Origin of the sequence: Hymenobacter guriensis (genome assembly GCF_015773195.1) — a bacterium.
GTDB lineage: Bacteria > Bacteroidota > Bacteroidia > Cytophagales > Hymenobacteraceae > Hymenobacter > Hymenobacter guriensis.
In genome coordinates, this window is sequence record NZ_JADWYK010000012.1 from 14,262 (window position 1) to 37,785 (window position 23,524).

A 23,524-nucleotide genomic window follows, 5' to 3' on the forward strand; every position below is an offset into this window, starting at 1 on the left:
TATCCTGACCTACAATCCGGCACCCATTGTCCGGGCAGCTGGCGCTGAGGATGCGGGCAGGCCGCGCGCATTTGGGCACTACCTTTTAGGCGGAGGAACTCGTTGTAGCGGTTCCTTATAGGCATCTTTCATTTCGAACGGAGCCTACCAACTGCCTTTAACAATTTTGCCGGTGCCACGCAGTGTTATCACCATTCTGGGCGGAGGATTTTCCGGGTCGGCGCTGGCGGCGCACCTGGCCCGCCTGCCCGGCTCCTACTGCGGCGACGTGCATGTTGTAGAGCCCCGCCCGGTGCTGGGGCGGGGCCTGGCGTACAGCGCCGACCGGCCCGAGTACCTGCTGAATGTCCGGGCCCGCGCGCTTAGCCTCCTGGCTGACGAGCCTGCGCACTTCACCGAATGGCTTGGCCGCAACGAACCTGCCGCCGACGCTCAGGCCTTCTGCCCGCGCCAGCTGTACGGCCGCTACGTGCAGGAAATGACTCAGGTACTGCTGCCCGCGCCGGCGGCTAATGGGCTGCGGTTTCACTGGCACCAAACCCACGCCAGCGCCGTACTTCCGGCTGCCGCAGGTCAGGCCGCTGCCGTGGAGCTGGTCTCGGGCACACAGCTCGTGAGTGACGCGGTAGTGCTGGCATTGGGCAATTTTCCGCTGCTGCCCCCCGCTCGATCAACCGACGACCGGTACCTTTCCCACCCTGGGTTTCATGGCAGCCCCTGGGAGACGGGGGCACTGCGCAATATTGCCATTCACGACTCGGTGCTGCTGATTGGCTCGGGGCTGACGGCAGTAGATGTGGTGCTGGGCTTGCGGGCTCAGGGGCATCAGGGGTCCATCATGGTGGTTTCCGGCCACGGACGCTGGCCCACGCCGCATATAGCGGCCCAGCCGGCTTATCCGGAGTTCTACACCCGCTGCCTGCGCGGCCTGACCAGTGTAAGCAGCGTGCTGCGCGCCGTGCGCCAGGAAATCCGAGAGGCCGCCGCTGCCGATATCGACTGGCGCCCGGTGCTGGACTCGCTGCGTCCCGACTTAGGTCGGATCTGGCTGGCCTGGCCCCAGGCAGAGCAAAGCCGGTTTCTGCGGCATCTGGCGTCTTTCTGGACGACTGTGCGCCACCGCAGCCCTCCGCAAAACGTGGCGGTGCTGGAAGAAATGCGCCGCAGTGGGCAACTTACTCAACACGTAGGCCGGGTGCAGCACATTGAGCCGCTGGGCGAGGCGCTACGGGTGCAGGCCCGGCACGGCAGTCACACCAGCACACTCACGGCGCAGCATGTCATTGCCTGCACCGGTCCACTGCTGGACTACACCCGGATCCAGGACCCACTCATTGTGCAGATGCGCCAGGCCGGCTTACTCCAGCCCGACCCGCTCCGGCTAGGTTTGCTCACCGATGCGCATGGGGCCCTTATTCAGGCTGATAAAACCACTTCCAGCGTCCTGTTCACGCTGGGAGCCAGCCGGCGCCCGCAGTCCTTCGAGTCGACGGCCGTGCCGGAGTTGCGGCAGCAGGCAGCCGAGTTGGCACAGTACCTGGCAGCAAGACTGCAGCAGGCGTGAAAACAACAGGCCCACCTGCAGCAAGCAGTGGGCCCGACAAAACGAACGGTTCAGGAAAAAGATTAAGCCGCCATATCCTCTTCGGAGTACATGGGCACTACGGGCGTGCTGCTACCCAACGAGGGGTGCACGGCAGGCTCATCGGTGCGGTGCCGGCGCAGGGCGCGCATCAGCAGGTAGCGGTACCGCTCGGCATCGGCCAGGGCAGCTTCCACGGCCAGCAGCGCGTCGTCGTAGGTCACCACGGGCACCGACTCGGCGGCTTCTCCGGTGGGATACGACAGGTAAAGAACAGGGGCGTTGAGGTACTCAGCAGGTGCTTTCATCGGATAAAAAATTCGGCGTCGAATGAGCGTTTCAGATGTTCAGATTGATAACGATTCTCGCCCTCGTTTCATTCCGAAAAACCTTGAAAATCATTAAGCCGATACAAAATTTTATCTTTGATTATCAGAACATTATCCTCTTCACACAACAAACCGCCAAGCCCAACGCCACTCGGCGACTTACTCCAGAATCTGCAGGATTATTTTGCCAAACTGCAGGCCCTGCTCCATGCGGCGCAAGGCCTTTTCGCCACTGGCCAGGGGCAGAATTTCGTCGATAGCGGGCACAAGCTGGTGCTGCTCGAACAGAGCGACCATCCGGGCAAAGTCCTGCTCGGTGCCCATGGTAGAACCCAGAATGGAAAGCTGCTTCCAGAAGATTTTGGCGGGCGGCACCTGTGGAATGGCGCCTTGCGTACCCCCGTAGAACACAATGCGCGCACCCGGCGCGGCCACGTCAAGTAAATCGTTGAAGCCGGGGCCGGCGGCGCTGTCTACTACCACATCAAAGCCTCCACCAGCCTCTTTGGTAAGCTGGGCGGGCCACTTTTCGGTGTGGTAGCTGATGCCGCCCCTGGCGCCCAAAGCCACAGCTTTGGCAATCTTTTCCGCCGAGCCCGATGTCACCCACACCTCGGCCCCTACCGCCACAGCCATTTGCAAAGCCAGCAAAGCCACACCGCCGCCCACGCCGCTGATGAGTACCCGCTCGCCGGGCTGCAGGGCCGCCCGCGTAAACAATGCCCGGTAAGCCGTGACGCCCCCCAGCGGCAGCGCGGCGGCCTGGGCAAACGATAGGTGCGTGGGCTTGGCCTGCACGACGCGGGCGGGCACGCACACATACTCGGCAAACGTACCATCCTGGGGCAGCCCCAGAATGGTAAAGCTTCGCGCCTGAGCCGCCGGGTTGTCGCCCCAGTTCTGGCCGGGGTTGATGAGCACCTCCTGCCCCAGCAGACCCGGCTCCACGCTCTCCCCTACTGCCGACACCCGACCGGCCCCATCGGAGCCGAGGATAATGGGAAACTTCAGGCCGGCATACTGCCCTTTCTGAATCCAGACGTCGCGGTGGTTGAGGGCAGCGGCCTGCAGCCGCACCTGCACCTCGCCGGGCGCGGGAGCGGGCTTAGGTACTTCGCGCAGCTGCAGGGGCTGATCAATACCATCGAGAACAAGGGCAAGCATAGGCGGGAGAAAAAGAAAAAACGTGAGAGGCTGGAACAGCGGCTGCAACTTCCGAAAAAATACCGGGCTGCTAGGAACCTAGGAAACGACTTTTCAGGGCGGGTGTGGGCAGCAGACACGCTTCCTGCCTGCCAAACCAACGGTAGCGGTTACGGGCCACCAGCCGGTAGGCCGCGTCGCGCCAGGCCCTAGGCACCAGCAGTCCTATTGCTAACACCGGCCAGATGCCCCCCAGGCGGCGGGCAATACGCAACACGGCCGTGGAGTGCTGATAAGCCTGGCCATCGGCTACCAGCACCACTGAGTCGGGGTCGGAAAGGGCCGGCAGGCTGATGCCATGAGCCGCCAGCAGCGCCTGTCCCTCGGCCGACTGCAGGGCCGCAAAGCGAAAATACCCGGCTGCATCGTGGCGAATAATGAACTGTACGAAGCCGTTGCAGAGGTTGCAGACGCCGTCGAAGAGAATAATTGAAGAAGATTTTTGCATGCTGAATCAGGGTGGTAGTACCTAACCGCTACCACACCGGAAAGTGTAGTACGCGGCTAACTCGTTAATGGCACTTTCCCCGGGTTAAATCACCCTAGGGCTTTATTCTGGACGAATTTCCTATTAACTGCAGTTGAGTGCAGAGTGAGCCCGCAGCTATATAAGGGCTCCTGTATAAAGCTGAACCGTAAGCAAAAGCGTGAATTTTTCAGACAACTTTTCTTTTCGACCAGCAGTATTCTTGCTCTATATTCTCCCTTTCTTACCACTCACCAACTCTCCTTTCACATGAAAAAGTCAATTTTCCTGGCCGCCGTACTGGCCGCTACCAGCCTGGGCTTCAGCTCCTGCTCTTCTACTTCGGATGTGAACAGCACGACTGACGGCACGACTAGCGGCACAACCAGTGGTACTTCTACCACCGACGGCACCTCTACTTCGGGCTCTACTACCGATGGCACCTCGACCTCGGGTACTACCAGCGGTACTACCAGTGGCTCCACTACGACTGGCAGCACCAGCGGCAGCACCACAACCGGTACGACCAGCGGCACTACGAGTGGTTCTACCACCAGCGGTACCACAACCGGCACGCCCAACCGCTAGTCGGCTTACTTAGTAGCTTCTTTACGTGAAAGCGGAAAGGCTCTACCCCAAACGGGCGTAGAAGGCCTTTCCGCTTTCCGCGTGTTGGCTGCCCGGCTCAGCTGATTACCCTACTGCGTATGCTGCCAAAACTACCCGGCCTACAGAATCCGTTTGCCCTGGACCTGCGCGCCCTGGCCCTCCTGCGCATAGCTACCGGCGCCGTGGTACTGACAGACCTCGCCATCCGCAGCACCGACTTGGAGGCGCACTACACCAACCTGGGCGTGCTGCCGCTACACGTGTTGTTTCAGTTCTGCTGGAACCCCTACGAGTTTTCGCTGCACACGAGTAGCGGCCTGTGGGCCGTGCAGGCAATGTGGTTTGGGCTGGCCGCGCTGGCGGCAGTAGCCGTATTGCTGGGCTACAAAACGCGCTGGGCCACGGCTCTTTCCTGGCTTCTGCTGATATCCTTACAGAACCGTAACCCGCTTATCGTGCAGGGTGGCGACGACCTGCTGCGCATGCTCTTGTTCTGGGGCCTTTTCCTGCCCTGGGGCCGCGTGTATTCCCTGGATAGCCACCGTCAGCCACTGCCCTCTTCCTACCGATATATCAGCGCGGCTACGGTGGCGTACGTGGTACAGCTGGCCCTGGTATACTGGTGTACGGCCCTGCTCAAAAACAGCCCCGAGTGGAACCACGACGGCACGGCCATTTACTATGCCCTCAGCCTCGACCAGATCCTGATGCCGCTGGGCCGCTGGCTGTACCCCCACGCCGAGCTGCTGCGCGGGCTCACGCTGCTGACGTACTACACCGAGCTGCTACTGCCGTTTCTGCTGTTTTTGCCATTCCGTACCGCGTGGTGGCGCCTGCTGTTTGTGGGGGTGCTGTACGCGTTTCACTTGGGCATCAGCCTCACCCTGTTCGTAGGGTTATTTTACCTAATCAACATGGCCTCGGTGCTGGGGCTGCTGCCGCCCAGCGTGCTAAGCCGCCTCGCCCATTGGCTGCGTCCGCGCTGGACCCGACTGGCAGCACGCACGCACGCCTGGCGTAGCGCCTGGGCCCGCTGGCAGCCAATACAAGTGAGCGTACAAGGGCGAACGGCCCCGACGGGCAGCCGACGCCCTTTGCGCCATTTACGCGACGTGGCCGTAAGCGTCTTGCTGGTGTACATCTGCTGGTGGAACCTGGATACGCTGCCGCAGTTTCGGTGGAAGATGGCCGAGCCCGTGCGCTGGTTTGGCTACCTGTTTCGCGTAGACCAGCGCTGGGGCATGTTTGCGCCGGCCGTGTTCAAGGATGACGGCTGGTTTATTATGGAAGGCACTACCGCCACCGGGCAGCGCCTCGACCTGAACCGCAGCGGCCGGCCCGTGAGCTACGCCAAGCCCGCCTCGGTGGTGGCGCTGTTCAAAAACGACCGGTGGCGCAAGTACACGGAGAACTACCTGTTTGTAACAAACAGCTACATGCGCCCCTACTACTGCAACTACCTGCTGCGCATCTGGCACCAAAACCCCGCTCACCCGCCCCTGCGCCAGCTAGAGGTGGTGTACATGAAGGAAATATCGTTGCCTGACTATCAGGTGGCCCGCCCCACGCGGGAGGTACTGTGCTCCTGCGCGCCCAAGTAGCGCTGCCTTACGCGGGCAGCAGATCCTGAAACCAGAAGCCAGCTGTGGCCGCCGGGCTGCCCGCCGGAGCCGGATACGTGCGCCGTACCTGCTCGCCAAAAGTAAACAGCACCGGCTCCTGAAAGTAGGGCGCCTCGAACACAAAGGAATGAAACTCACCATTCTCGCCGCAGGGGTCAACGCCGGGTGGCAGGTCGCGCACGAAATCCTCATCCAGGAGCCGGCCACAGAAGCTTTGGTCGAGTTGCTGTTCGTTTACGCAGACCACTACGGCCCGAAAGCCCAGCGCCCAGAACTCGCGCAGCAGCTCCAGCGAGTCGCGCTGCCAGAGCGGGAACACGGCCGCCAAGCCCACTTGTGCCAGCTGCTGCTCCCGGTACAAGCGCAGGTCTTCCAGAAAAATGTCACCGAAGGCGGCATGTGTTATCCCACGGGCCTGGAGCGGCGCCAACGCAGCGGCCATCTGCTGCTCGTACGCGGCCATATCCGGCATGTCGGGCAGCAGGAGCTGCTTTAGCGGCAAGCCAATATGCCGGGCCTGCGCCTCCAGCAGCTCCACCCGTACGCCGTGCATGGCTACGCGCTGATAGGGCGCCGACACGCTGGTAAGCAAATCGGTGACGTGGTAGCGGGCGTCGTGGAGCAGGTGGTAGAGGGCGAGGGCGGCGTCTTTGCCCCCGCTCCAGTTAAGCAAAACAGATGCGGCCATAAGGCAAAGCTACGCGGGAAGTAGCCTTTCGGGGCCGGTTGCGTATAGCAAGCCACAACCCATTTTCTCCGCATCCAATACTCTACCCCCATGAAACGACTTTCAGCCCTTCTGCTGGCCGTAACTGCCTTGGCCGCCCTGGCTTCCTGCGACTACAACAACACGCCCGGCAAAGACCCGCAGGCCAGCCAGGACTTCACCGACGCGCCGCCCGCACAGAAGAATGACACCGAGCGCGACAGCGTGAACGGGCAGCAGAACACCAATACGCCCATTGGGGAAGGTTCGGCCGCCGACCAGAAAACCTCCACTGACGCAGCTATCCAAGGCTCCCCCAATGACCCTAATTCGCCCGTGCAGAACATGCCGCAGGAGTCGGCGCAGCAGCGCGGCTCGGCCCGCGAAGAATAGTTTTCAGTTGTCCGTTATCAGTTGCCCGTTGTCAGTGTTCAAATATGAGCTACCTGACAACGGGCAACTCATTACTGGGTCTTGGCCCAGGCGTCCATCTTGCGCTCCAGTACGGCCAGGGGCATCACGCCGTCCTTCAGCAGCTCGTCGTGGAAGCTGCTCAGGCTGAATTTGCTGCCCAACTGCTTTTCGTAGCGGGTGCGTAGCTCCCGGATTTTGAGCTGGCCGATTTTGTAGCTGAGCGCCTGCCCCGGAATGGCCATATACCGCTCAATGGCTGATACATCTTCCTCTTCGCTGAGCGCCAGGTTGTCGAGCATGTACTGGATGGCCTGCTCCCGCGTCATGGTGCCTGCGTGCATGCCGGTATCGACCACCAGGCGCACGGCGCGCAGCATTTCGTCGCCCAGGGCGCCCATGCGCTGGTAGGGGTCGGTGTAGAGGCCCAGTTCCTTGCCCAGGCTTTCCGTGTAAAGGGCCCAGCCTTCGCCCATGGCCCCGTACCAGGCAAAGCGGCGGAACTTGGGCAGGCTTTCGTTTTCCTGCTGCAGGGACGTCTGGTAGTGGTGGCCGGGAATGGCCTCGTGCAGAAATAACGACTCCATGCCCGAGGTCACGTTGAACTTGGTGGCATCCACGATGGGCACATAGAAAATACCGGGGCGGGAGCCGTCGGGGCTGCCCTGGTTGTACTCGGCCGAGGCGGAAGCAGCGCGAAAAGCTTCCGTCTGGCGGATTTCAAACGGCGTTTTGGGTGTGCGGCCGAACATCTTTTTCAGGTTCGGGTCAATCTTGGCCTGAATGACCCGGAAAGCGTCCAGTATCTGCTGAGGCGTTTTGTAGGGCATCAGCTTTGGGTCGGTTTTCAGCTGCTCGAAAAACGCCTTCAGGTCGCCTTTGAAGCCAACCTGCTGCTTTACCTGCTCCATTTCCGCCCGGATGCGCGCCACTTCCTGCAAGCCGATCTGGTGAATTTCGTCGGGCGTTTTCTCCGTAGTAGTCCAGTACTTCACCAGGTAGCGGTACGTTTCCGGGCCTTCCGGAATAACCCCGATGCCGGTGCTGGCACGGGCCTTCGGCAGGTATTCTTTTTCCAGGAAATCAGCCAGCTTCTGGTAAGTAGGCGAGAGTTGGGTGAGGATAGCCTCCTGGTACGCCGACGACAACTGCTTGCGCTCGGCTACCGTGAATTCCTTGGGAAAGCGGTTGATGGGGCCGTAAAACAGGCTTTGGGCGGCATCCTTCACCACCAGGTCGCGCATCTGCGGAATCATTTTCACGACCAGGGCTTTGGGCAGTACCACGCCGGTCTTCATTCCCTGACGGAAGTTGCTGATGGCCGTATCGGCCCAGGCCGGAAACTGCCGCACGCGTCCTAGCCAGTTTTCGTAGTCCTTCACCGTCTTGAAAGGCTGTACGCCTTCGCCCGAGCCATACTGGCCCAAGCTGAGCGGCAGCCCCCAGAACTGCTGAAACGGAATCATCCAGGTGTTGAGCTTCAGCCCTTCCAGCCGGCTCTGCATCTCGTACTCGAAGATGTCGTAGCTGATCTGGTCGTTGGCTGACAGGCTGGCCCGGTCGAACTTGTGCAGCTGGTCGAGGTAGCTTTGGTAGGTAGCGCGCTGCTTTTCGCGAAAGGCGCGGGTGCCGTCGTTGGGCAGTTGGTCGTTGTAGCGGTTGTCGCCCTGGGAGGTGGCATCCAGCGGAAAGAGCTTGGCATTTTCCTCCCAGTAGTTATCAAACAGCTTGTTGAGGTCTTGCACGGCAGGGGTAGCAGCGGCGTCCGTAGTAGTTTCGGCGGATTTTTGTTGGGAACAGCTTCCCAGCAGCGCCCCGGCCAGGAGGCCCGTTAAGGCAATTTTACGCATACACGAAGGGAAAGAGGTTGGGAGCCGGAATGTAGCGCGAAAAGCTGAGCTTCCCAGCGCCGACGCGCCCGGCTTGAATGCGCCTGCCGCGCCAACACTTTCGGCCTGGCCCGGTTATATCACCTCATCATACCGCTTACTCTTCATTCTCATGGAATCTATCAAAGGCAAAGTAGCCCTCGTGACGGGCGCCGGCAAAGGCATTGGCCGCGCCGTGGCCATAGCCCTGGCTCAGGAAGGTGCCCACGTGGCCCTGCTGGCTCGCACCGAAAGTCAGCTGCAGGAAGTAGCCGCCGAAATCCGGGCCCTTGGCGGGAAAACCGCGCTGGCCGCTGCCGACGTAGCCGACCGCGCCGCCGTGGAGGCCGCCGTGCAGCAGCTCAGCGCCGAGCTGGGACCTATCGATATCCTCATCAACAACGCGGGTATCGGCACCTTTGCCAAGTTTCTGGACATGGAGCCCACCGAGTGGGAGCACATCATCCAGGTGAATCTGCTGGGCACGTACTATGTAACCCGGGCCGTGCTGCCCGGCATGATTGAGCGCCAGCGCGGCGACATTATCAACATTTCCTCCACGGCCGGGCAGCGCGGGGCGGCTACTACCAGCGCCTACAGTGCCTCCAAGTTTGGCGTGCTGGGCCTCACCGAGTCCCTGATGCAGGAAGTGCGCAAGCACAACATCCGCGTGTCGGCCCTCACGCCCAGCACCATTGCCACGCCGCTGGCGCTGGAAAACAAGCTCACCGATGGCAACCCCGAAAAAGTAGCGCAACCCGAAGACCTGGCCGAGCTCATCGTGGCCCAACTCAAGCTCAACCGCCGCGTCTTCATCAAGGAAGCCGGCCTCTGGAGCACCAATCCGTAGAAACTGGTGATTTAGCGAATGAGCGACTTAGTGAGTTCAACGTGCTGATGGCGCGACGTCATCCGGCCGGCTCAATACCATTTGCAAGCGAAAAGCCCCCGACGTGTAGGTTCACGTCTGGGGCTTTTTATGTTTCAGGGCGAAGGGCACCGTATGGGCAATCAGCTCATCAGGCTCACTATTTTATCTTCTTGGCGCAGCTTTAGTGGGGGCTTTCTTGACCATCGTCCCAAAAGCGCCACGCTTTTCGAAGGCGGCAATTACCTCGTCTTCCAGCGGCGTACGCTTCACAACGGAGTTGTTTTCCCAGAACTCGGGGTTGTATTTCACGCTGCGGATGGCATCCAGGTCCCGGTCGTCGAGGCTGGCGCGGGTATACGGCAGGTCGGTGGGCGTGGTGGAGGTGTCGTAGAAGAACGTCAGGGTCTGCACGCTCACCGGCAGCGTTGCCTTGCCGGGCTGGGTCAGGTCGGCAGTCAGGCTGGTTTTCATATAAGTCAGCGGCGCCACTGCATCAGGCGAAGCGGCTTCCTGAAAAGCCATATCATACTGCATTTCGGGGTTGCTGAACTTCTGCGTGGGGTTGGTAGACGTGCCCGTGAAGGAGGGCGTGGAAACCAGGTAGCGCAGTACCTGATAGGTTTCGGCGTCTATCCAAACGGTTCCTTTCGCCCGGTACTTGATTTCGGGACGCGTCTCGAAGTCAATTTCGGCTACCCCGGCCTTCAGGGAGTCGGCCCCGGCCACAATACCCTTCAGCTCGAGCAGGTAATTCTGAAATGTGTTGGGACTGAGCAGGGCCAGGGAAACCGTCGAATCGGGGTTGAACAAGCCATACATGCGGGTATACACCGAGAAGTTGCTGAAGTTATTCACCGTAGGCACGCCGGCGTAGCGCCCCTGGGCAATGGTGGTGCCCTCGATGCGGGAGCTGTTCGACTTCACATTCCAGATAACTTCCTGCAACTCGGTCGGCGCCCCGTTGATGCGGGTGGTTTGCCGGTAGAAGGCCTTACCGTAGAACTTCTGGCGGTTGTCGCGCAGCAGCCGGCGGTAGGCCCGGTCCACGAGCTGAAAGGGGTAGCTGCCTACTTTCACTTCGGGCAAGGTGATGGAAGCCGTGCGCAGTTCCAGGGTAAGCGGAGCGGCGGCGCTGGTTACGCGCACGGTGTCTTTCTGGTGGCTGAGCTCCGACACCACGAGCGTGCGGGGCAACGACGGGACCGAAAGCGTGAACTCGCCGTTTTCGTTGCTGGCCGTGCCCAGGGAGGTGCCGCTCACGCCGATGCTCACGAAGGGCAGTGGCTCGCGGGTATCGGCATCAATTACGGTACCGCGCAGGAGTACCTGAGCATGGGCGGCGGCAGCAAGCAGCAGCAACAGCAGGAGCAGGCTGCCGCGGCGGGCGACCGGGGTTAGCCGGACAGGAATCAGAGGAAAACGCAAGGCTTCGAAAACTAAAGAGAACAACAGGACAAGTATAGCCAGAACGACGGTACCCGGCTCCGGCATATAGCCAAACCGCAAAGAAACCAAACGGCCCTGCCGCCCCTGCAAGTTTCCGGCCGATTAAATTTTCGGGCCGGCTGGCTCCCGGCGGGCCGTCGGCACTCCGCAACCTGCATCTTTGGCGCATGAACTACCTCCGCCTGCTTTTGTTTCTGCCCGTTTTGCTAGCTGGCTGTACGGCTTCCAACCAACCGCCGGCTGCCGACGAGCTGCGCCTGACCTTCGGTTCCTGCAACCGCCACGACCTGCCCCAGCCCCTCTGGGACGATATTGCCGCCGACAAGCCCCAAGTCTGGATCTGGCTCGGCGACAACATCTACGGGGACTCCGACGACCCCAAGGTGTTGCGCCAGAAGTACGACGCCCAGTTCAACCAGCTCGGCTACCGCTACCTGCGCGAGCAGGGCACCCAGGTTATCGGGACCTGGGACGACCACGACTACGGCCGCAACGACGGGGACAAGAACTACCCCTTCAAGGCCCAGAACCAGCAGATTGCCCTCGACTTCCTGGAGGAGCCGGCGGGCAGCCCGCGCCGTCGGCAGGAAGGCATTTATGCGGCCTACGACTACCCGGTGGGCAAGCGAAAAGTGAAAGTCATTCTGCTCGACGACCGGTATTTCCAGGACACGCTCTACCGCGACAAGGCCCTGGTGTACCACCCCAACCTCACCGGCGACATTCTGGGCGAGGCGCAGTGGCAGTGGCTGGAACAGCAGCTGCGCGGCTCCACGGCGGATGCTCACATCCTTGCCTCAGGCATCCAGTTCCTGCCCCAGGAACACCGCTACGAGAAGTGGAGCAACTTCCCGCGGGCCCGCCAGCGCCTACTGGACTTACTCACGAAAACCAAGCCCCACGGCGTGCTGCTCATCAGCGGGGACCGGCACATCGGGGAAATGTCGCGGCTCACGCTGCCGGGGCTGCCGCAGCCTATTTACGAGGTGACGTCCAGCGGCCTCACGCACCCGGCCACCCAGAACCAGGGCGAGCCAAACCAGCTGCGCGTGGGTCCGCTCGTCAATCAGAAGCACTATGGCTTGTTCCGGTTCCAGGCCCAGGGTAAGCAGCTTCAGGTAACGGCGGCACTGAAGGGCGAGGATGGTCAGGTGTTCTACACCCAGGATATCAAGTTGAAGTAGTTGCTGGTTGCGCGGTTGATTTTCTGAACCAGTAACCAGGAACAAGAAACCAGCAACTATAAAACAGCAAGGCTAACTTCGCAGCTCACGCTATTTCTGCCGCCGCTTGCCCTTGCTCCGCTTTCTTTCGCTCCTGATTCTGGCTTTTGCGCTGCTGCGCCCCACCGACTCGCTGGCCCAGCGCCGGAAAGCCGCCCCCACCAAGCCTAAACCTGCAGCCCCGGTGGCCGCACAGCCCGCTAAGCTGCCGTTGCCCTTCGCCGCCCAGCTCAGCCAGTCGCGCTGGGTTGACTCGGTGATGCGCACGCTCACGCCCGACCAGCGCGTGGCCCAGCTTTTTATGGTGGCCGCCTATTCCAACCGCCAGCGCATCGATGAGGACTCGGTGTCGGCCCTGATTCAGCAGTACGGCATCGGGGGGCTGATCTTCTTCCAGGGTGGGCCGGTGCGCCAGTCGCGCCTGCTCAACCGCTACCAGAGTCAGAGCCGGGTGCCGCTGCTGGTGGCCATGGATGCCGAATGGGGCGTGGGCATGCGCCTGGACAGCGTGGTGCGCTTCCCGTTTCAGATGAGCATGGGAGGCATCCAGGAAAACCAGCTGCTCTACGACATGGGCACCGAGGTGGCGCGGCAGTTCCGCCGCCTGGGCATGCACGTGAACTTTGCCCCAGTAGTCGACATCAACAACAACGCTGCCAACCCCGTTATCGGCTTCCGCAGCTGGGGCGAGGACCGCGCGAACGTGACCGAGAAAAGCTTTCAGTACATGAAGGGCATGCAGGACGCGGGCGTACTGGCCGTGGCCAAGCACTTCCCCGGCCACGGCGACACCGACACTGACTCCCACCTGGCCTTGCCCCTGGTGCGCGTAGATGAGCGCCGCCTCGACACCCTGGAAATGTACCCCTTCCGCAGTTTGATGCGGCGCGGCCTGGGCGGGCTGATGATTGCCCACCTCAACATTCCGGCCCTCGACAGCACCGGCACACCCTCTACCCTCTCGCGCCCCATCGTCACGGACCTGGCGCAGCGCAAGCTGGGCTTCGAGGGCGTCATCTTCACCGATGCCATGAACATGAAGGGCGTCATCAGCAAATACCCGCCCGGCGAGGCCGACGTGCGCGCCCTCCTAGCCGGCAACGACGTGCTGGAGTTCAGCAAGAACATTCCGCTGGCTATTCAGATGGTGCGGGCCGCCATTACCCGGGGCGAGCTAACCCAGGCCGACATCGACCGGCGCTGCCGGAAGGTACTGGCCCTGAAGCAGTGGGCCGGCCTGGATAAGTACCGCCCCATTGAGCTGCGCAACCTTACGCCGGACCTGAACCCGGCCCACGCTCAGTTTCTCAGCCGCCACCTTTCCGAGCTGAGCGTGACCTTGCTGCGCAACCAGAAAAACCTGCTGCCCCTCCCCCGCCTCGATACGCTGCGGCTGGCTACGCTGACCATCGGCACCAAGGACACCACCGACTTCCAGCGCATGGTAGCCGACTACGCCCCGGTAAGGCACTTCTGGCTGCCCGCCACGCCCACGCTGGATGAGCTGGCGCAGATGCGCGAAACCCTGCGGGCCTACAACACCATCTTGGTAGGGCTGAACAACCTGGGCCGCCTGCCGGCCACCAACTTTGGGGTGACAGCCGAAACCAACGTGCTGTTGCGGGAGCTGGGCGCGGCCCGGCAGCGGATGGTGGTGTGCGTGTTCGGCTCGGCCTACGCCGTGGCCAAGGTGCGCGACCTAGACCGCGCCGACGCCGTGATTGTGGCCTACCAGGAAAGCCGCAACGCCCAGGAAAAAGCCGCCGAGCTGATCTTCGGCTCCTTTGGGGCCCAGGGCAAGCTCCCCGTTACGGTTTCCGACCGGTACAGCTATGGCAAAGGCCTGCGCACCCAGCCCGGGCAGCGGCTGCGCTTCGGGGCGCCCGAGGATGTGCAGATGGATGCCCGCCTGGAAGCCCGCGTGGATTCGGTGATGGCCCAGGCCCTGGCTGCCCGTGCTACACCGGGGGCGCAGGTGCTCATTGCCCGGCGCGGCACGGTGGTGCTCCGCAAAAGTTACGGCACCCACACCTTCGCGGAGCCAGGCAAAGCCGCCCGCCCGGTGCGCAACACCGACCTCTACGACTTGGCTTCTTTAACGAAAGTAGCCGCGGCTTTGCCGGCCCTGATGAAGCTGCAGGACGAAGGCAAGTTCAGCCCCGACAAAACCCTGGGCGAGTATTTCCCCGAGCTTCAGAAAACCAACAAGGCCAATCTGAAGCTGCGCGACGTGCTCACCCACCAGGCTGGCCTGAAAGCCTGGATTCCGTTCTGGAAAGACTACGTGAACAAGCAGGGCAAGCTCCGGCACCGGTACTTCCGGCAGGATTCGTCGCGGCGCTTCCCCTTGGAGGTGGCTACCGGCGTATGGGCGCGGCGCACCCTGCCCGCCCGGCTGGTAAAGGCCATTGGCGAATCGGAGCTGAACGCCAAGCCGGGCTACGTGTACTCCGATTTGTCGTTTTACCTCTACCCCCTGCTGGTGCAGCGCCTCACGGGCAAGCCCTTCGACCAGTACCTGCGGGAGGAAATCTACCAGCCCCTGGGCGCTACCACTCTGGGCTTCAACCCTACCAACCGCTTCCCGCTCAGCCGCCTCGTGCCCACGGAGTACGATTCCCTGTTCCGGCGCCAGCTGCTGCATGGCACCGTAGATGATGAGGGAGCGGCATTGTTGGGTGGCCTTTCGGGCCACGCGGGCTTGTTTGGTTCGGCTACAGACCTAGCTAAGTTGGTGCAGCTTTACGCTAACGGCGGGCAGTTCGGAGGTCAGCAGCTCATCAAGCAGGCAACTCTGGCCGAGTACACGCGCTGCCAGTTCTGCCCCGAGAACCGTCGCGCCCTAGGCTTCGATAGGCCCGCCACGCCGCCCGCCGGCAACACCGCCCATGATGCCAGCGCCAGTTCCTACGGGCACTCGGGCTTCACGGGCACCTATTTCTGGGTGGACCCCGAGCGGGAATTGGTGTACATCTTCCTCTCCAACCGCGTGAACCCCAGCCGCCGCAACAACAAGCTCTCTGACCTGAACGTGCGCACGCAAATTCTGCAGCTGGCTATTGAGGCCACTTTGCACTAGATTTTACGCAGGGTTTCGCAGGGTTGGGCGCAGGTTGCAACTTATTCAGCGTGCAGCAGGTCTTATCTTCAAAACCAATTACTTATGCGAAACTATACCCTGATTCTAGCTGGCAGCTTTCTCCTGATCTTCGGTTGTTCCCCGGAGCCTGTGAAAGAATATAAGCTCTCCGCCGAGCAGCTGGCTTGGCAGCCCTACAACGCCGGAGACGTCCTACGCTTCGGCAATGCCCGCAACAGCAGTGTCCGCACGTTTACCATTACCAATGTGCAGGATCAGCTCCAGGAGTATTCTTTCGGGGGCAATGCGCCGGTGTACCTAGGACCAGCCAAGAAAATAAAGTCCCAACGGCTGGAAGTGTATGCCCGTCGCACCGACACGCTCCGCTACATGCTCACGCCGGCCAGCACGCCCACCCAGCCCGATTCTGTCCCTTATACCTACGCAACCCCTATCCTCGCGATGGAGGCGAATGCGGGCGAGGGCCCCTCTTACGGTGGCAGCAGCAGCTACGCCTTAGTGGGCTGGGATATCGGCTTCAGCAACTGGCTACCCCTCGAACAGGTAATCAGTAAGCAGCCGCTTTCCGATACCACGCACCAGCTGCTGCCGAGCCTGCGCTTGGGCGGCATCGACTACGGGCCGGTGCTGCGCGTTTCCAACCGCCAGACTGCTCCGCCAGCTGAGTTCCCACGCCTCCGGCCGGCCCGGCTACTATATTACGCCAAGGACTACGGCGTCGTCGGGTTTGTGGAGGGCAGCACCTTATGGTACCGGCTGCCCTAGAAGCAACTTCCCCGAAATACCACGCATAAACGCAAGCAGGTTTCTTGCTTTTCTACAATTGCCTACCCCATCCCAACAGCCCTTCAACCCACCCTCTCACCGAAGGCACAGCGAAGGCCCCCCGAACGGAGGACGAAAGCAGCGTAGCGAGAAAGTACAGGTTGTCGGTTTCTGCTTAGCTTGAGGCATTCCTCCCACCTTACCTACGCTACCCCATGCTAGGAATGATGATGCAGGAGCCCTTGCGCATAGCCGGGCTCATCGAACACGCCGCCAAGTGGCACGCCGATACCGAGATTGTGACGCGCCTGGTAGAGGGCGGCCTCCACCGCTACACCTACGCCGCCGCCCACCAGCGCAGCCAGCAGCTGGCCAACGTCCTCACGGCGCTGGGCGTGCAGTGGGGCGACCGGGTGGGCACCCTGGCTTGGAACACCCACCGTCACTTCGAGCTGTACTACGGGGTGTCGGGCATGGGGGCGGTGTGCCACACCATTAATCCGCGCCTGTTTCCGGAGCAGCTCATCTACATCATCAACCACGCCGAGGACCGGCTCATCTTCTTCGACCTCACCTTCCTGCCCTTGGTAGAAAAGCTGGCCCCGCACTGTCCGCTGGTGGAAGGCTGGATTTTGCTGACGGACCGCGCCCATATGCCCGAGGCCACCACCCTGCCCGGCGGGGTGCGCTGCTACGAAGACCTGCTGGCGGCCCAGCAGGCCGAGTTTTCCTGGCCGGTGTTCGACGAGCACATGGCCTCCTCCCTGTGCTACACCTCCGGCACCACCGACCAACCCAAGGGCGTGCTTTACTCCCACCGCTCTACCCTGCTGCACTCCTACGCCGCTGCCCTGCCCGACTGCTTTAACTGCTCGGCCCGGGACGTGATTTTGCCCGTGGTGCCCATGTTCCACGTCAATGCCTGGGGAATACCGTATTTGGCGCCTATGATTGGGGCCAAGCTGGTGCTGCCGGGCCCGGGCCTGGATGCGGCCAGCCTGTTTGATTTGTTTGAAAACGAGGGCGTCACGTTTTCGGCGGGCGTGCCCACCATCTGGTTTGGGCTGCTCACGTTTATGCGCGAGAAGAAAGCCCGGTTTAGCACGCTACACAAGATGATTGTGGGTGGTGCTTCCTGCCCACCGGCTTTGCTCAAGGCGTTTGAGGACGAGCTGGGCGTGACCATTCGCCATGCCTGGGGCATGACGGAAACCTCGCCCCTGGGTACCGTGTGCACTCTCAAGCCCCAGCAGCTGAGCCTCAGCCCCGACGAGCAGTTTGCCATTCAGACCAAGCAGGGCCGCGTCATCTTCGGGGTAGACATGAAGATTGTGGACGACGAAGGCCAGGACCTGCCCCACGACGGCGTGGCGTTTGGCGACCTGCTGGTGCGCGGACCCTTCATCGTGGCCGACTACTTCGGAAGCGGGGAGCCGGGCGAGCTGACGCCCCAGGGCTGGTTCCGCACCGGCGACGTGGCCACCATCGACCCGGCGGGGTTCATGCAGATTACGGACCGCTCCAAGGACGTCATCAAGTCGGGTGGGGAGTGGATTTCGAGCATCGAGCTGGAAAACTTAGCCGTGGCTCACCCGGCCGTAGCCGAAGCCGCCGTGATTGGGGTGCCCCACAGTAAGTGGAGTGAGCGGCCCCTGCTGGTGGTGGTGCGCAAGCCCGGCCAGGAGGTATCGGCCGAGGAGCTGCTGGCGTTCTACGAAGGAAAAGTGGCCAGCTGGTGGACGCCCGACGCCGTGGAATTCGTGGACCAGCTGCCCCACACCGCCACCGGTAAGCTCCTCAAGACCCAGCTCCGCCAGGATTTCGCCGGGTACACGCTGGGCGGGTAGGCACGGCATACCAACTCGACATAGTAAAAAATAACGTCATGCTGAGCGAAGCCGAAGTATCTCGGGCAGCTGACGTTATTTTTCTGAAGATTCTTGTAACTCAAGGCGCTACTCCTGGCCTTTCATCTTTTCCTCAATCATGCGCTGGAGCTCCGGCAGGTTTTCCTGCACGCGGCGCTGGCCCAGCATCATGGAGGACTGCAGCAGCATGTTTTGCTTGCTCACAAACTTCTGGCCGGTGGCCGACTGGTAGAACTTGGTGAGCTCCTTTAGCTCCTTCTCCGAAAACTCCCGGGCGTAGAGCTGCGTCATTTCATCCTTCAGCGAGGCCCAGCTCATGTACTTGGCCATGAAGGCGCGCATTTCCGGCTCCACTTTCTTGAGGTTTGGGTTCTGCTCCACCTGCATGGTGAGCATCTGGTTGATGGCCTGGTCGGTGGTTTTTTCGGACTGCATCACTTCCAGCAGGCTTTCGGCGGCTTTGCGCTGGCCGGCCGATACGGGCGCCGGAGCCGAAGCAGCGGGAGCCGTTGGCGCGACGGGTGCAGTTTGGGCCAGGGCGGCGGGGACCGTCAGCAGCAGGGTGGCGGCCAGCAGCAGGCCACTTTTTGGAACACGGGTGAAATCAAAAAACGTCATACACAACGGGGATTCAATACAACAAACATCAGCCCGCAAGGTCCGGAAAATAACCTGGATGCGCGGGTGGCCTCACAGCTTAACCACGATGCGCCGCCGGTAAAGCACCCACAGCACCCCGTACCAGATAGCCACGCACACCACTGCGCCGGCCAGGGAGGCCACGTAGGGCGAGGCGAAGTACGGCACAAAGAACCGTCCGTAGAGCCATTCCTGCATCCCCACGGGCGTGCCCGCCGGGCCCGTCACCGTCCACATATTGAGGGTGCGGGCTACCAGAGTAGTGCCCACGAACACCAACAGCGCATTCACGCCCGCCACCTGAGCCCAGGCCAGGCCGCGCCGCCAGCCTTGCACGTCGCAGAGCCAGTAGAGCGTGGCCAGCAGGGCTAGCGCCAGGCCGCCCACAAACAGCACGAAGGAGCTTGTCCACAGTGCTTTGTTGATGGGAAACCACAGGTTCCAGAGCAGCCCCAGGGCCGTGAGCAGCACTGCATCCACAAACAGCCAGGCTACTTTGGCAGCCGGCTCCACATCCTTGCGGCGCAGCCACTGCCCGGCTAGTACGCCCAGCAGCCCGGTACCTACGGCAGGGAGCGTCCCTAGCAGGCCTTCGGGGTCCCAGGTGCGGCTGTATTGCCAGAGGTGGCTTTCGGTGAAGACGAGCCGGTCGAACCAGGCGCCGAGGTTGGTTTCGGGCTCCAGGTTGGCCGGGCCGTGGCCGGGCACGGGCACTAGCTGCATCAGGATGTTGTAGCCGATGAGCAGCACCGCTACCAGCCAGAGCTGCTGCCGGCGCGAAGTGTACAGAAACAGCGTGCCGCACACCCCAAACACCAGCCCGATGCGCTGCAGCACGCCCGGCAGCCGCACCGCACCAAAATCGAAATAGGGTAGCAAAGCCACCAGGACGCCTATGCCTACCAGCAGCGCTGCCCGCCGCCATACGCCCCGTAGCGCCGCCGGCCGCAGGGCCGGGTCCTGCCGGCTGCGGTCCAGTGCATACACCGCCGACACGCCCACGATGAACAGGAAAAACGGAAACACCAGGTCGGCGATGGTGCAGCCGTTCCACTTGGCGTGCTCCAGCGGCTCGTAGATGTGGCCCCAGTCGCCGGGGTGGTTCACGAGCACCATCGTGAGCACCGTAAAGCCCCGGAACACGTCGAGCGAGAGCAGACGGGCGGGGGAAGCCTCTACCAGCGGCTCGATGCCGGTAGTCTGGAGAGAAGCTTGAGTAGTGGTATTCATAGCGAAGCGTGCGGCCTCTATGGCAGCACTTGCTACCCGGGTCGCACTAAAGCTAGATAAACTGCGCTATTTTCAACTTTCAGCCCGCTTACTTTCCGAACAGCCGCCCGAAGAAGCCCCGCTTTTTCGGCTTCACTTTCACCTTCACTTTGGTGGTGCTGGCCTGGGCACCCGGCTGCGGGCGGGCGGGGCGGGCGGTGGCGGTGGTAGTGGCTGGCTTCTGAGGCAGCGTTTCAGGAATGGGAGGTGTAACAGTGGGCGGCTCCTGGGCTACCATCGGCTCGGGCTGGGGGCTGAGCGTGGTCACGCGGGCCGGGCGGCTTTCGTTGTGCAGGCGGTCGACGGCCGTGATGTAGTAGGCGTATTCCTGACCGGCACGGGCCGCCGTATCCTGCAGCTGCTGTACCTGGCCGGGGCGGTGGCGCACCAGGGCCACAATGCGGCGCGGATCGTCGGGGCCGGGGGTTTCGCCCTCGGCAAAGCGGTACACCACAAAGTAGCGGGCCGTGTCGCCGTCGGTGGCGGCGGGGCCGGCCTGCCAGCTTAGCTTCACCGGACCACCAGCGCGGGTGATGAGCAGGTTCTGGGCGGGGCGCGGGGGCACAGCGTCCATCCACGGCATAGCTGGCACCAGGGCCGGGTAGCGGAACAGGTTCAGCCGCAGTGAGTCGGTGGTGTGTAGGGGGTTGGCCAGCAGGGAGCGGGCCGAGAAGAACAGACTGCCGCTCACGTCAGTGGGATACGCGCGGTTCATGCGAATCTGGCGGGGCAGCTCGCGGGGGTTGCGCCAGGTGGTGTCGCCGCGGGTATTCTCCAGCATACGGTACATACCATGCCCGATGTAGAGGTGGCGGTCGAAGTGGTTGCGGGCCCACCAGTCGAGAATGGTGGCGTAGGGCACGAGCTTGAAGTTGGAGCTCCAGTACAGCTGGGGCACCACGTAGTCGATCCAGCCCTGCTGCAGCCAGAGGCGGGTATCGGCGTAGAGGTTGGCGTAGCTGGGCTGGCCGGCGCGGGTATCGGAGCCCTCCGGGTGGGCCGACTTGTTCATCCAGACGCCAAACGGCGAGATGCCGAACTTCACCCAGCGCTTGGTATGGCGGATAGAGTCGTGCAGACTCTCGATGAGCTGGTTCACATTCTGACGGCGCCAGTCGGCCAGGGCCAGGTTCTGGGGGTTGTAGCGGGCGTAGGCCTCCTCGTCGTGAATCTTCTGGCCCGGCTCAGGGTACGGGTAGAAGTAGTCGTCGAAGTGAATACCGTCCACATCGTAGCGGCGCACCACGTCCAGAATCACCCGGGTGATATAGGCGCGCACTTCGGGCAGACCGGGGTTATAGAGCAGCTTGCCGGTGTAGCGGATAAACCACTCGGGGTGTTGCTTGAACTGATGATTGGGCGCCAGCCGCCGCGTTACGGAGTCCAGCGAAGCACGGTAGGGATTAAACCAGGCGTGAAACTCCATGCCCCGGGCATGAGCCTCCTCAATAAGGAAAGGGAGCGGATCGTAGGCCGGGGCGGGGGCGCGGCCCTGCTGGCCGGTCAGCCATTTGCTCCAGGGCTCCAGGTCACTCTTATAAAAGGCATCAGAAGCCGGCCGCACCTGCACGAATACCGCGTTGATGCCGGCCTGTTGGCCTTTATCGAGCATGCGGCGGTACTCGCGGCGCTGCTGCTCAGGCGTAAGGGTGCGGGAACTGGGCCAGTCTATGTTCTCCACGGTGGCAATCCAGATGCCGCGCAGCTCGCGCTTGGGCGGCATGGTATCCTGGGCCACGGCCGGAGCCCCGCAGGCGGCCAGCAGCAGCCCTATCCAACCAACAATAACAACCCGAACCGCGGCAAACAATCGAAACATCAGCACCAAAAACGAGAAACAAGCCCCGAAATTACGCAGCCGGGTTCGGAACCGCCGGGGTTTCTTTGTTGGCGACAGGTCAGACCACGCAAAAACACCCCGCCGCCGGACTCTTGCACGAGCCTGACTGCGGGGTGTTTTCGGTTGGCCGAACTAGCGGCCGGTAAGCTAGATTAGTCGCCTACGCCGCGGCGGGTCAGGTCGTCGGGCTCGGCTTGGGGGCCGCCTTCGAGGCCGTTGGTTTGGCTGGCGTCGCCGTAGCTGCCGCGGATACCGGCGCCGTCGCCCATGTTTTCCTGGGTGCTGGCGGCTTCGGGGTTGCCTTCGGCATTCTGGTTCTGGTCGGGGCCGGGAATGGTACCGCCGGTGCTGGCCTGGGTGCCGGGCGTGGCTTCGGGGTTACCGTTGGCTTGCTGATCCTGGTCGGGTTGCTGCGAGTGCTGGCTCATGGGCTGGTGGGTGGGAATGGAAGAAAAGAAATGATTACAGCGTTACCTGGCCGGTTTCGCCGCCCGACACGCCGGTGCCGCTGCTGGCTGTGCCCCCGCCGATGGGTCCTTCGGAGTTAGTACTTACGTTGCTGCCTTTTATGGTCTTACCGTCCGCGGTGCCGCCGCTGCCGGAGTTGTCGTCGGCGTTCAGACCGGTATCATGGCTGCCGGGCGCTTGGCGGCCTTCGGGCTGAAAGTTACGGGCGCGCGCTTCGTTCTCGGTTTCCGAGTCGAGCGGGCCGGTGGAATGCTGATTGTCGGCCATAACGGGAAAGGTCAGAAGTGAAACAGAACTTTACCGGGCTATACGACCACACGGCCGGACGGTTGGCTGGCCACGGCTTTTGTGTATCTTGCTCAGCTATTCTTTTTTCGTATTTACGCCTGCCCTATCATGTCAGCGCCTACCACATCGGGAGCCGATTTCATTGCCCAGAAAACCACGGAGGAGCTGCTGTTCCTAGCCCGTAATCCATCCTTGTACCACCAGAGCCTGGTAGATGCCGCCCGGCGCGAGCTGCAGCGGCGCGGCCAGCTACCCATGGCAGAGGCCCCAGCCGCCCCCGATACGCTCACCGACAACTGGGAAGCCGAGCCCGAAGCGGGGTCCGGCTGGCCCCGGCTGGTGCTGGGCGGCCTGGGTGCGCTGGCGCTGGCCGGCGGCCTGTGGTGGGCCACTCACCGCGAGGCTCCTGCGGCAGCGGCCGCTGCCCCCAAGGGTCCGCCCGTGCTGGTATCGGTTGAAACCCACCAGATGCCCACCTTCGCGGCGGAAATTGAGGCCGATCTGAAAAATCTGAAGCGGCTGCTGCCCGCCACCGAGCGGCAGGATACCACTGCCACCCGCAAGTACCTGCTGCTGGCCCGCCGCTTCTGGGCGGCTGAACACCAGACCGTGTTTTTCCTCGACAACCTTCCCCGCGTTGCCGCCGACTCTACCCTTATCGGTCAGGCCGGCCTGATAGACCAGGAGTGGCACCGCCTCACCAGCGCGCTGGTGTACAACCACAACCTGCGCCCCGTCATGACCGAGCGCATAGCCCTGATGCGCGACATTGCCCACCGCCGCATGGAAGCCCTCATTCTGCTGAAAGGCCGCTACCAGCAGGGCCTGCCGCTGGGGGGCAAGGATCTGGAGGCCACCCTGCAGCCCGTGCCCAACCTGCTGGCCGAGCTGGAGGGCCGTCAGGCAACTATTGAGGGCGGACAAATCGGGCGCTAACAACCGGCCCCTGCG

Annotated in this window: 21 protein-coding genes; 10 read left to right on the forward strand and 11 right to left on the reverse strand. The window is 62.2% G+C overall.

Annotated elements, in window-relative coordinates:
* Window positions 1-172 precede the first annotated feature (172 nt).
* Window positions 173-1,564, forward strand: coding sequence for an FAD/NAD(P)-binding protein (locus I5L79_RS17210; RefSeq protein WP_196956311.1), 1,392 nt, complete (start codon window positions 173-175; stop codon window positions 1,562-1,564).
* 62 nt (window positions 1,565-1,626) lie between these two features.
* On the opposite strand, the gene I5L79_RS17215 is transcribed toward I5L79_RS17210, so the two are convergent.
* The 3 genes from I5L79_RS17215 to I5L79_RS17225 form a co-directional block, all read right to left on the reverse strand.
* A complete protein-coding gene (locus I5L79_RS17215) occupies window positions 1,627-1,890 on the reverse strand; it encodes a hypothetical protein (protein ID WP_196956312.1) in 264 nt (87 codons plus the stop codon).
* 180 nt (window positions 1,891-2,070) lie between these two features.
* Window positions 2,071-3,075, reverse strand: coding sequence for a zinc-binding dehydrogenase (locus I5L79_RS17220; protein ID WP_196956313.1), 1,005 nt, complete (start codon window positions 3,073-3,075; stop codon window positions 2,071-2,073).
* A 70-nt stretch (window positions 3,076-3,145) separates the two neighbouring features.
* The gene (locus tag I5L79_RS17225) at window positions 3,146-3,562 is read right to left on the reverse strand and encodes a thiol-disulfide oxidoreductase DCC family protein (protein ID WP_196956314.1); all 417 of its coding nucleotides are present in this window, start codon (window positions 3,560-3,562) and stop codon (window positions 3,146-3,148) included.
* A 288-nt stretch (window positions 3,563-3,850) separates the two neighbouring features.
* On the opposite strand from I5L79_RS17225, the gene I5L79_RS17230 reads away from it, so the two are divergent.
* Together I5L79_RS17230 and I5L79_RS17235 are read left to right on the forward strand one after the other, a co-directional pair.
* Window positions 3,851-4,168, forward strand: coding sequence for a hypothetical protein (locus tag I5L79_RS17230; RefSeq protein WP_196956315.1), 318 nt, complete (start codon window positions 3,851-3,853; stop codon window positions 4,166-4,168).
* Between the two features lie 119 nt (window positions 4,169-4,287).
* Window positions 4,288-5,790, forward strand: a complete 1,503-nt coding sequence (locus tag I5L79_RS17235; RefSeq protein ID WP_196956316.1) for an HTTM domain-containing protein — start codon at window positions 4,288-4,290, stop codon at window positions 5,788-5,790.
* Window positions 5,791-5,797: 7 nt separating this feature from the next.
* Here I5L79_RS17235 and I5L79_RS17240 read toward each other — a convergent pair whose 3' ends face one another.
* Window positions 5,798-6,499 carry a Dph6-related ATP pyrophosphatase gene (locus I5L79_RS17240; RefSeq protein WP_196956317.1) on the reverse strand — a complete coding sequence of 234 codons (702 nt, stop codon included), beginning with the start codon at window positions 6,497-6,499 and terminating at the stop codon, window positions 5,798-5,800.
* 90 nt (window positions 6,500-6,589) lie between these two features.
* Here I5L79_RS17240 and I5L79_RS17245 point away from each other — a divergent pair, with 90 nt between their 5' ends.
* The gene (locus I5L79_RS17245; RefSeq protein WP_196956318.1) at window positions 6,590-6,910 is read left to right on the forward strand and encodes a hypothetical protein; all 321 of its coding nucleotides are present in this window, start codon (window positions 6,590-6,592) and stop codon (window positions 6,908-6,910) included.
* Window positions 6,911-6,981: 71 nt separating this feature from the next.
* On the opposite strand, the gene I5L79_RS17250 is transcribed toward I5L79_RS17245, so the two are convergent.
* Complete coding sequence (locus I5L79_RS17250) at window positions 6,982-8,778, reverse strand: DUF885 domain-containing protein (protein ID WP_196956319.1); 1,797 nt, start codon at window positions 8,776-8,778, stop codon at window positions 6,982-6,984.
* A 151-nt stretch (window positions 8,779-8,929) separates the two neighbouring features.
* Here I5L79_RS17250 and I5L79_RS17255 point away from each other — a divergent pair, with 151 nt between their 5' ends.
* Entirely contained in the window at window positions 8,930-9,646 is a 717-nt protein-coding gene (locus tag I5L79_RS17255) for a 3-ketoacyl-ACP reductase (RefSeq protein ID WP_196956320.1), read from the forward strand.
* A gap of 183 nt (window positions 9,647-9,829) precedes the next feature.
* On the opposite strand, the gene I5L79_RS17260 is transcribed toward I5L79_RS17255, so the two are convergent.
* Window positions 9,830-11,092, reverse strand: a complete 1,263-nt coding sequence (locus I5L79_RS17260; protein ID WP_196956321.1) for a carboxypeptidase-like regulatory domain-containing protein — start codon at window positions 11,090-11,092, stop codon at window positions 9,830-9,832.
* A 188-nt stretch (window positions 11,093-11,280) separates the two neighbouring features.
* On the opposite strand from I5L79_RS17260, the gene I5L79_RS17265 reads away from it, so the two are divergent.
* The 4 genes from I5L79_RS17265 (at window position 11,281) to I5L79_RS17280 (ending at window position 18,048) form a co-directional block, all read left to right on the forward strand.
* Window positions 11,281-12,297 (forward strand): alkaline phosphatase D family protein, encoded by a 1,017-nt coding sequence (locus tag I5L79_RS17265; protein ID WP_196956322.1) that lies wholly within the window; start codon window positions 11,281-11,283, stop codon window positions 12,295-12,297.
* A gap of 112 nt (window positions 12,298-12,409) precedes the next feature.
* On the forward strand, window positions 12,410-15,415 hold the full coding sequence (locus tag I5L79_RS17270) for a glycoside hydrolase family 3 N-terminal domain-containing protein (protein ID WP_231403177.1): 3,006 nt from the start codon (window positions 12,410-12,412) through the stop codon (window positions 15,413-15,415).
* Between the two features lie 84 nt (window positions 15,416-15,499).
* Window positions 15,500-16,201, forward strand: a complete 702-nt coding sequence (locus I5L79_RS17275; RefSeq protein ID WP_196956323.1) for a hypothetical protein — start codon at window positions 15,500-15,502, stop codon at window positions 16,199-16,201.
* A 215-nt stretch (window positions 16,202-16,416) separates the two neighbouring features.
* The gene (locus I5L79_RS17280; RefSeq protein WP_196956324.1) at window positions 16,417-18,048 is read left to right on the forward strand and encodes a 3-(methylthio)propionyl-CoA ligase; all 1,632 of its coding nucleotides are present in this window, start codon (window positions 16,417-16,419) and stop codon (window positions 18,046-18,048) included.
* A 108-nt stretch (window positions 18,049-18,156) separates the two neighbouring features.
* Here I5L79_RS17280 and I5L79_RS17285 read toward each other — a convergent pair whose 3' ends face one another.
* From I5L79_RS17285 to I5L79_RS17305, 5 genes are all read right to left on the reverse strand, one after another.
* Window positions 18,157-18,687: a DUF2059 domain-containing protein gene (locus I5L79_RS17285; RefSeq protein WP_196956325.1), complete on the reverse strand. Its 531-nt coding sequence runs from the start codon at window positions 18,685-18,687 to the stop codon at window positions 18,157-18,159.
* A gap of 72 nt (window positions 18,688-18,759) precedes the next feature.
* Window positions 18,760-19,938: an acyltransferase family protein gene (locus I5L79_RS17290; RefSeq protein WP_196956326.1), complete on the reverse strand. Its 1,179-nt coding sequence runs from the start codon at window positions 19,936-19,938 to the stop codon at window positions 18,760-18,762.
* 88 nt (window positions 19,939-20,026) lie between these two features.
* A complete protein-coding gene (locus tag I5L79_RS17295) occupies window positions 20,027-21,796 on the reverse strand; it encodes a glycoside hydrolase family 10 protein (RefSeq protein ID WP_196956327.1) in 1,770 nt (589 codons plus the stop codon).
* Between the two features lie 173 nt (window positions 21,797-21,969).
* Window positions 21,970-22,245, reverse strand: a complete 276-nt coding sequence (locus I5L79_RS17300; RefSeq protein WP_196956328.1) for a hypothetical protein — start codon at window positions 22,243-22,245, stop codon at window positions 21,970-21,972.
* A 34-nt stretch (window positions 22,246-22,279) separates the two neighbouring features.
* Window positions 22,280-22,552 carry a hypothetical protein gene (locus I5L79_RS17305; RefSeq protein WP_196956329.1) on the reverse strand — a complete coding sequence of 91 codons (273 nt, stop codon included), beginning with the start codon at window positions 22,550-22,552 and terminating at the stop codon, window positions 22,280-22,282.
* 129 nt (window positions 22,553-22,681) lie between these two features.
* Between I5L79_RS17305 and I5L79_RS17310 the strand changes: the two genes are divergently transcribed.
* Complete coding sequence (locus I5L79_RS17310; RefSeq protein ID WP_196956330.1) at window positions 22,682-23,509, forward strand: hypothetical protein; 828 nt, start codon at window positions 22,682-22,684, stop codon at window positions 23,507-23,509.
* The last annotated feature ends 15 nt before the right edge of the window (window positions 23,510-23,524 follow it).

What these genes read in the sequence shown, in the direction of transcription:
- I5L79_RS17215 (WP_196956312.1), bottom strand. Translation starts at nt 1,890, where the DNA reads ATGAAAGCACCTGCTGAGTACCTCAACGCCCCTGTTCTTTACCTGTCG.
- I5L79_RS17220 (WP_196956313.1), bottom strand. Translation starts at nt 3,075, where the DNA reads ATGCTTGCCCTTGTTCTCGATGGTATTGATCAGCCCCTGCAGCTGCGC.
- I5L79_RS17225 (WP_196956314.1), bottom strand. Translation starts at nt 3,562, where the DNA reads ATGCAAAAATCTTCTTCAATTATTCTCTTCGACGGCGTCTGCAACCTC.
- I5L79_RS17230 (WP_196956315.1), top strand. Translation starts at nt 3,851, where the DNA reads ATGAAAAAGTCAATTTTCCTGGCCGCCGTACTGGCCGCTACCAGCCTG.
- I5L79_RS17235 (WP_196956316.1), top strand. Translation starts at nt 4,288, where the DNA reads ATGCTGCCAAAACTACCCGGCCTACAGAATCCGTTTGCCCTGGACCTG.
- I5L79_RS17240 (WP_196956317.1), bottom strand. Translation starts at nt 6,499, where the DNA reads ATGGCCGCATCTGTTTTGCTTAACTGGAGCGGGGGCAAAGACGCCGCC.
- I5L79_RS17245 (WP_196956318.1), top strand. Translation starts at nt 6,590, where the DNA reads ATGAAACGACTTTCAGCCCTTCTGCTGGCCGTAACTGCCTTGGCCGCC.
- I5L79_RS17250 (WP_196956319.1), bottom strand. Translation starts at nt 8,778, where the DNA reads ATGCGTAAAATTGCCTTAACGGGCCTCCTGGCCGGGGCGCTGCTGGGA.
- I5L79_RS17255 (WP_196956320.1), top strand. Translation starts at nt 8,930, where the DNA reads ATGGAATCTATCAAAGGCAAAGTAGCCCTCGTGACGGGCGCCGGCAAA.
- I5L79_RS17265 (WP_196956322.1), top strand. Translation starts at nt 11,281, where the DNA reads ATGAACTACCTCCGCCTGCTTTTGTTTCTGCCCGTTTTGCTAGCTGGC.
- I5L79_RS17275 (WP_196956323.1), top strand. Translation starts at nt 15,500, where the DNA reads ATGCGAAACTATACCCTGATTCTAGCTGGCAGCTTTCTCCTGATCTTC.
- I5L79_RS17280 (WP_196956324.1), top strand. Translation starts at nt 16,417, where the DNA reads ATGCTAGGAATGATGATGCAGGAGCCCTTGCGCATAGCCGGGCTCATC.
- I5L79_RS17285 (WP_196956325.1), bottom strand. Translation starts at nt 18,687, where the DNA reads ATGACGTTTTTTGATTTCACCCGTGTTCCAAAAAGTGGCCTGCTGCTG.
- I5L79_RS17290 (WP_196956326.1), bottom strand. Translation starts at nt 19,938, where the DNA reads ATGAATACCACTACTCAAGCTTCTCTCCAGACTACCGGCATCGAGCCG.
- I5L79_RS17295 (WP_196956327.1), bottom strand. Translation starts at nt 21,796, where the DNA reads ATGTTTCGATTGTTTGCCGCGGTTCGGGTTGTTATTGTTGGTTGGATA.
- I5L79_RS17300 (WP_196956328.1), bottom strand. Translation starts at nt 22,245, where the DNA reads ATGAGCCAGCACTCGCAGCAACCCGACCAGGATCAGCAAGCCAACGGT.
- I5L79_RS17305 (WP_196956329.1), bottom strand. Translation starts at nt 22,552, where the DNA reads ATGGCCGACAATCAGCATTCCACCGGCCCGCTCGACTCGGAAACCGAG.
- I5L79_RS17310 (WP_196956330.1), top strand. Translation starts at nt 22,682, where the DNA reads ATGTCAGCGCCTACCACATCGGGAGCCGATTTCATTGCCCAGAAAACC.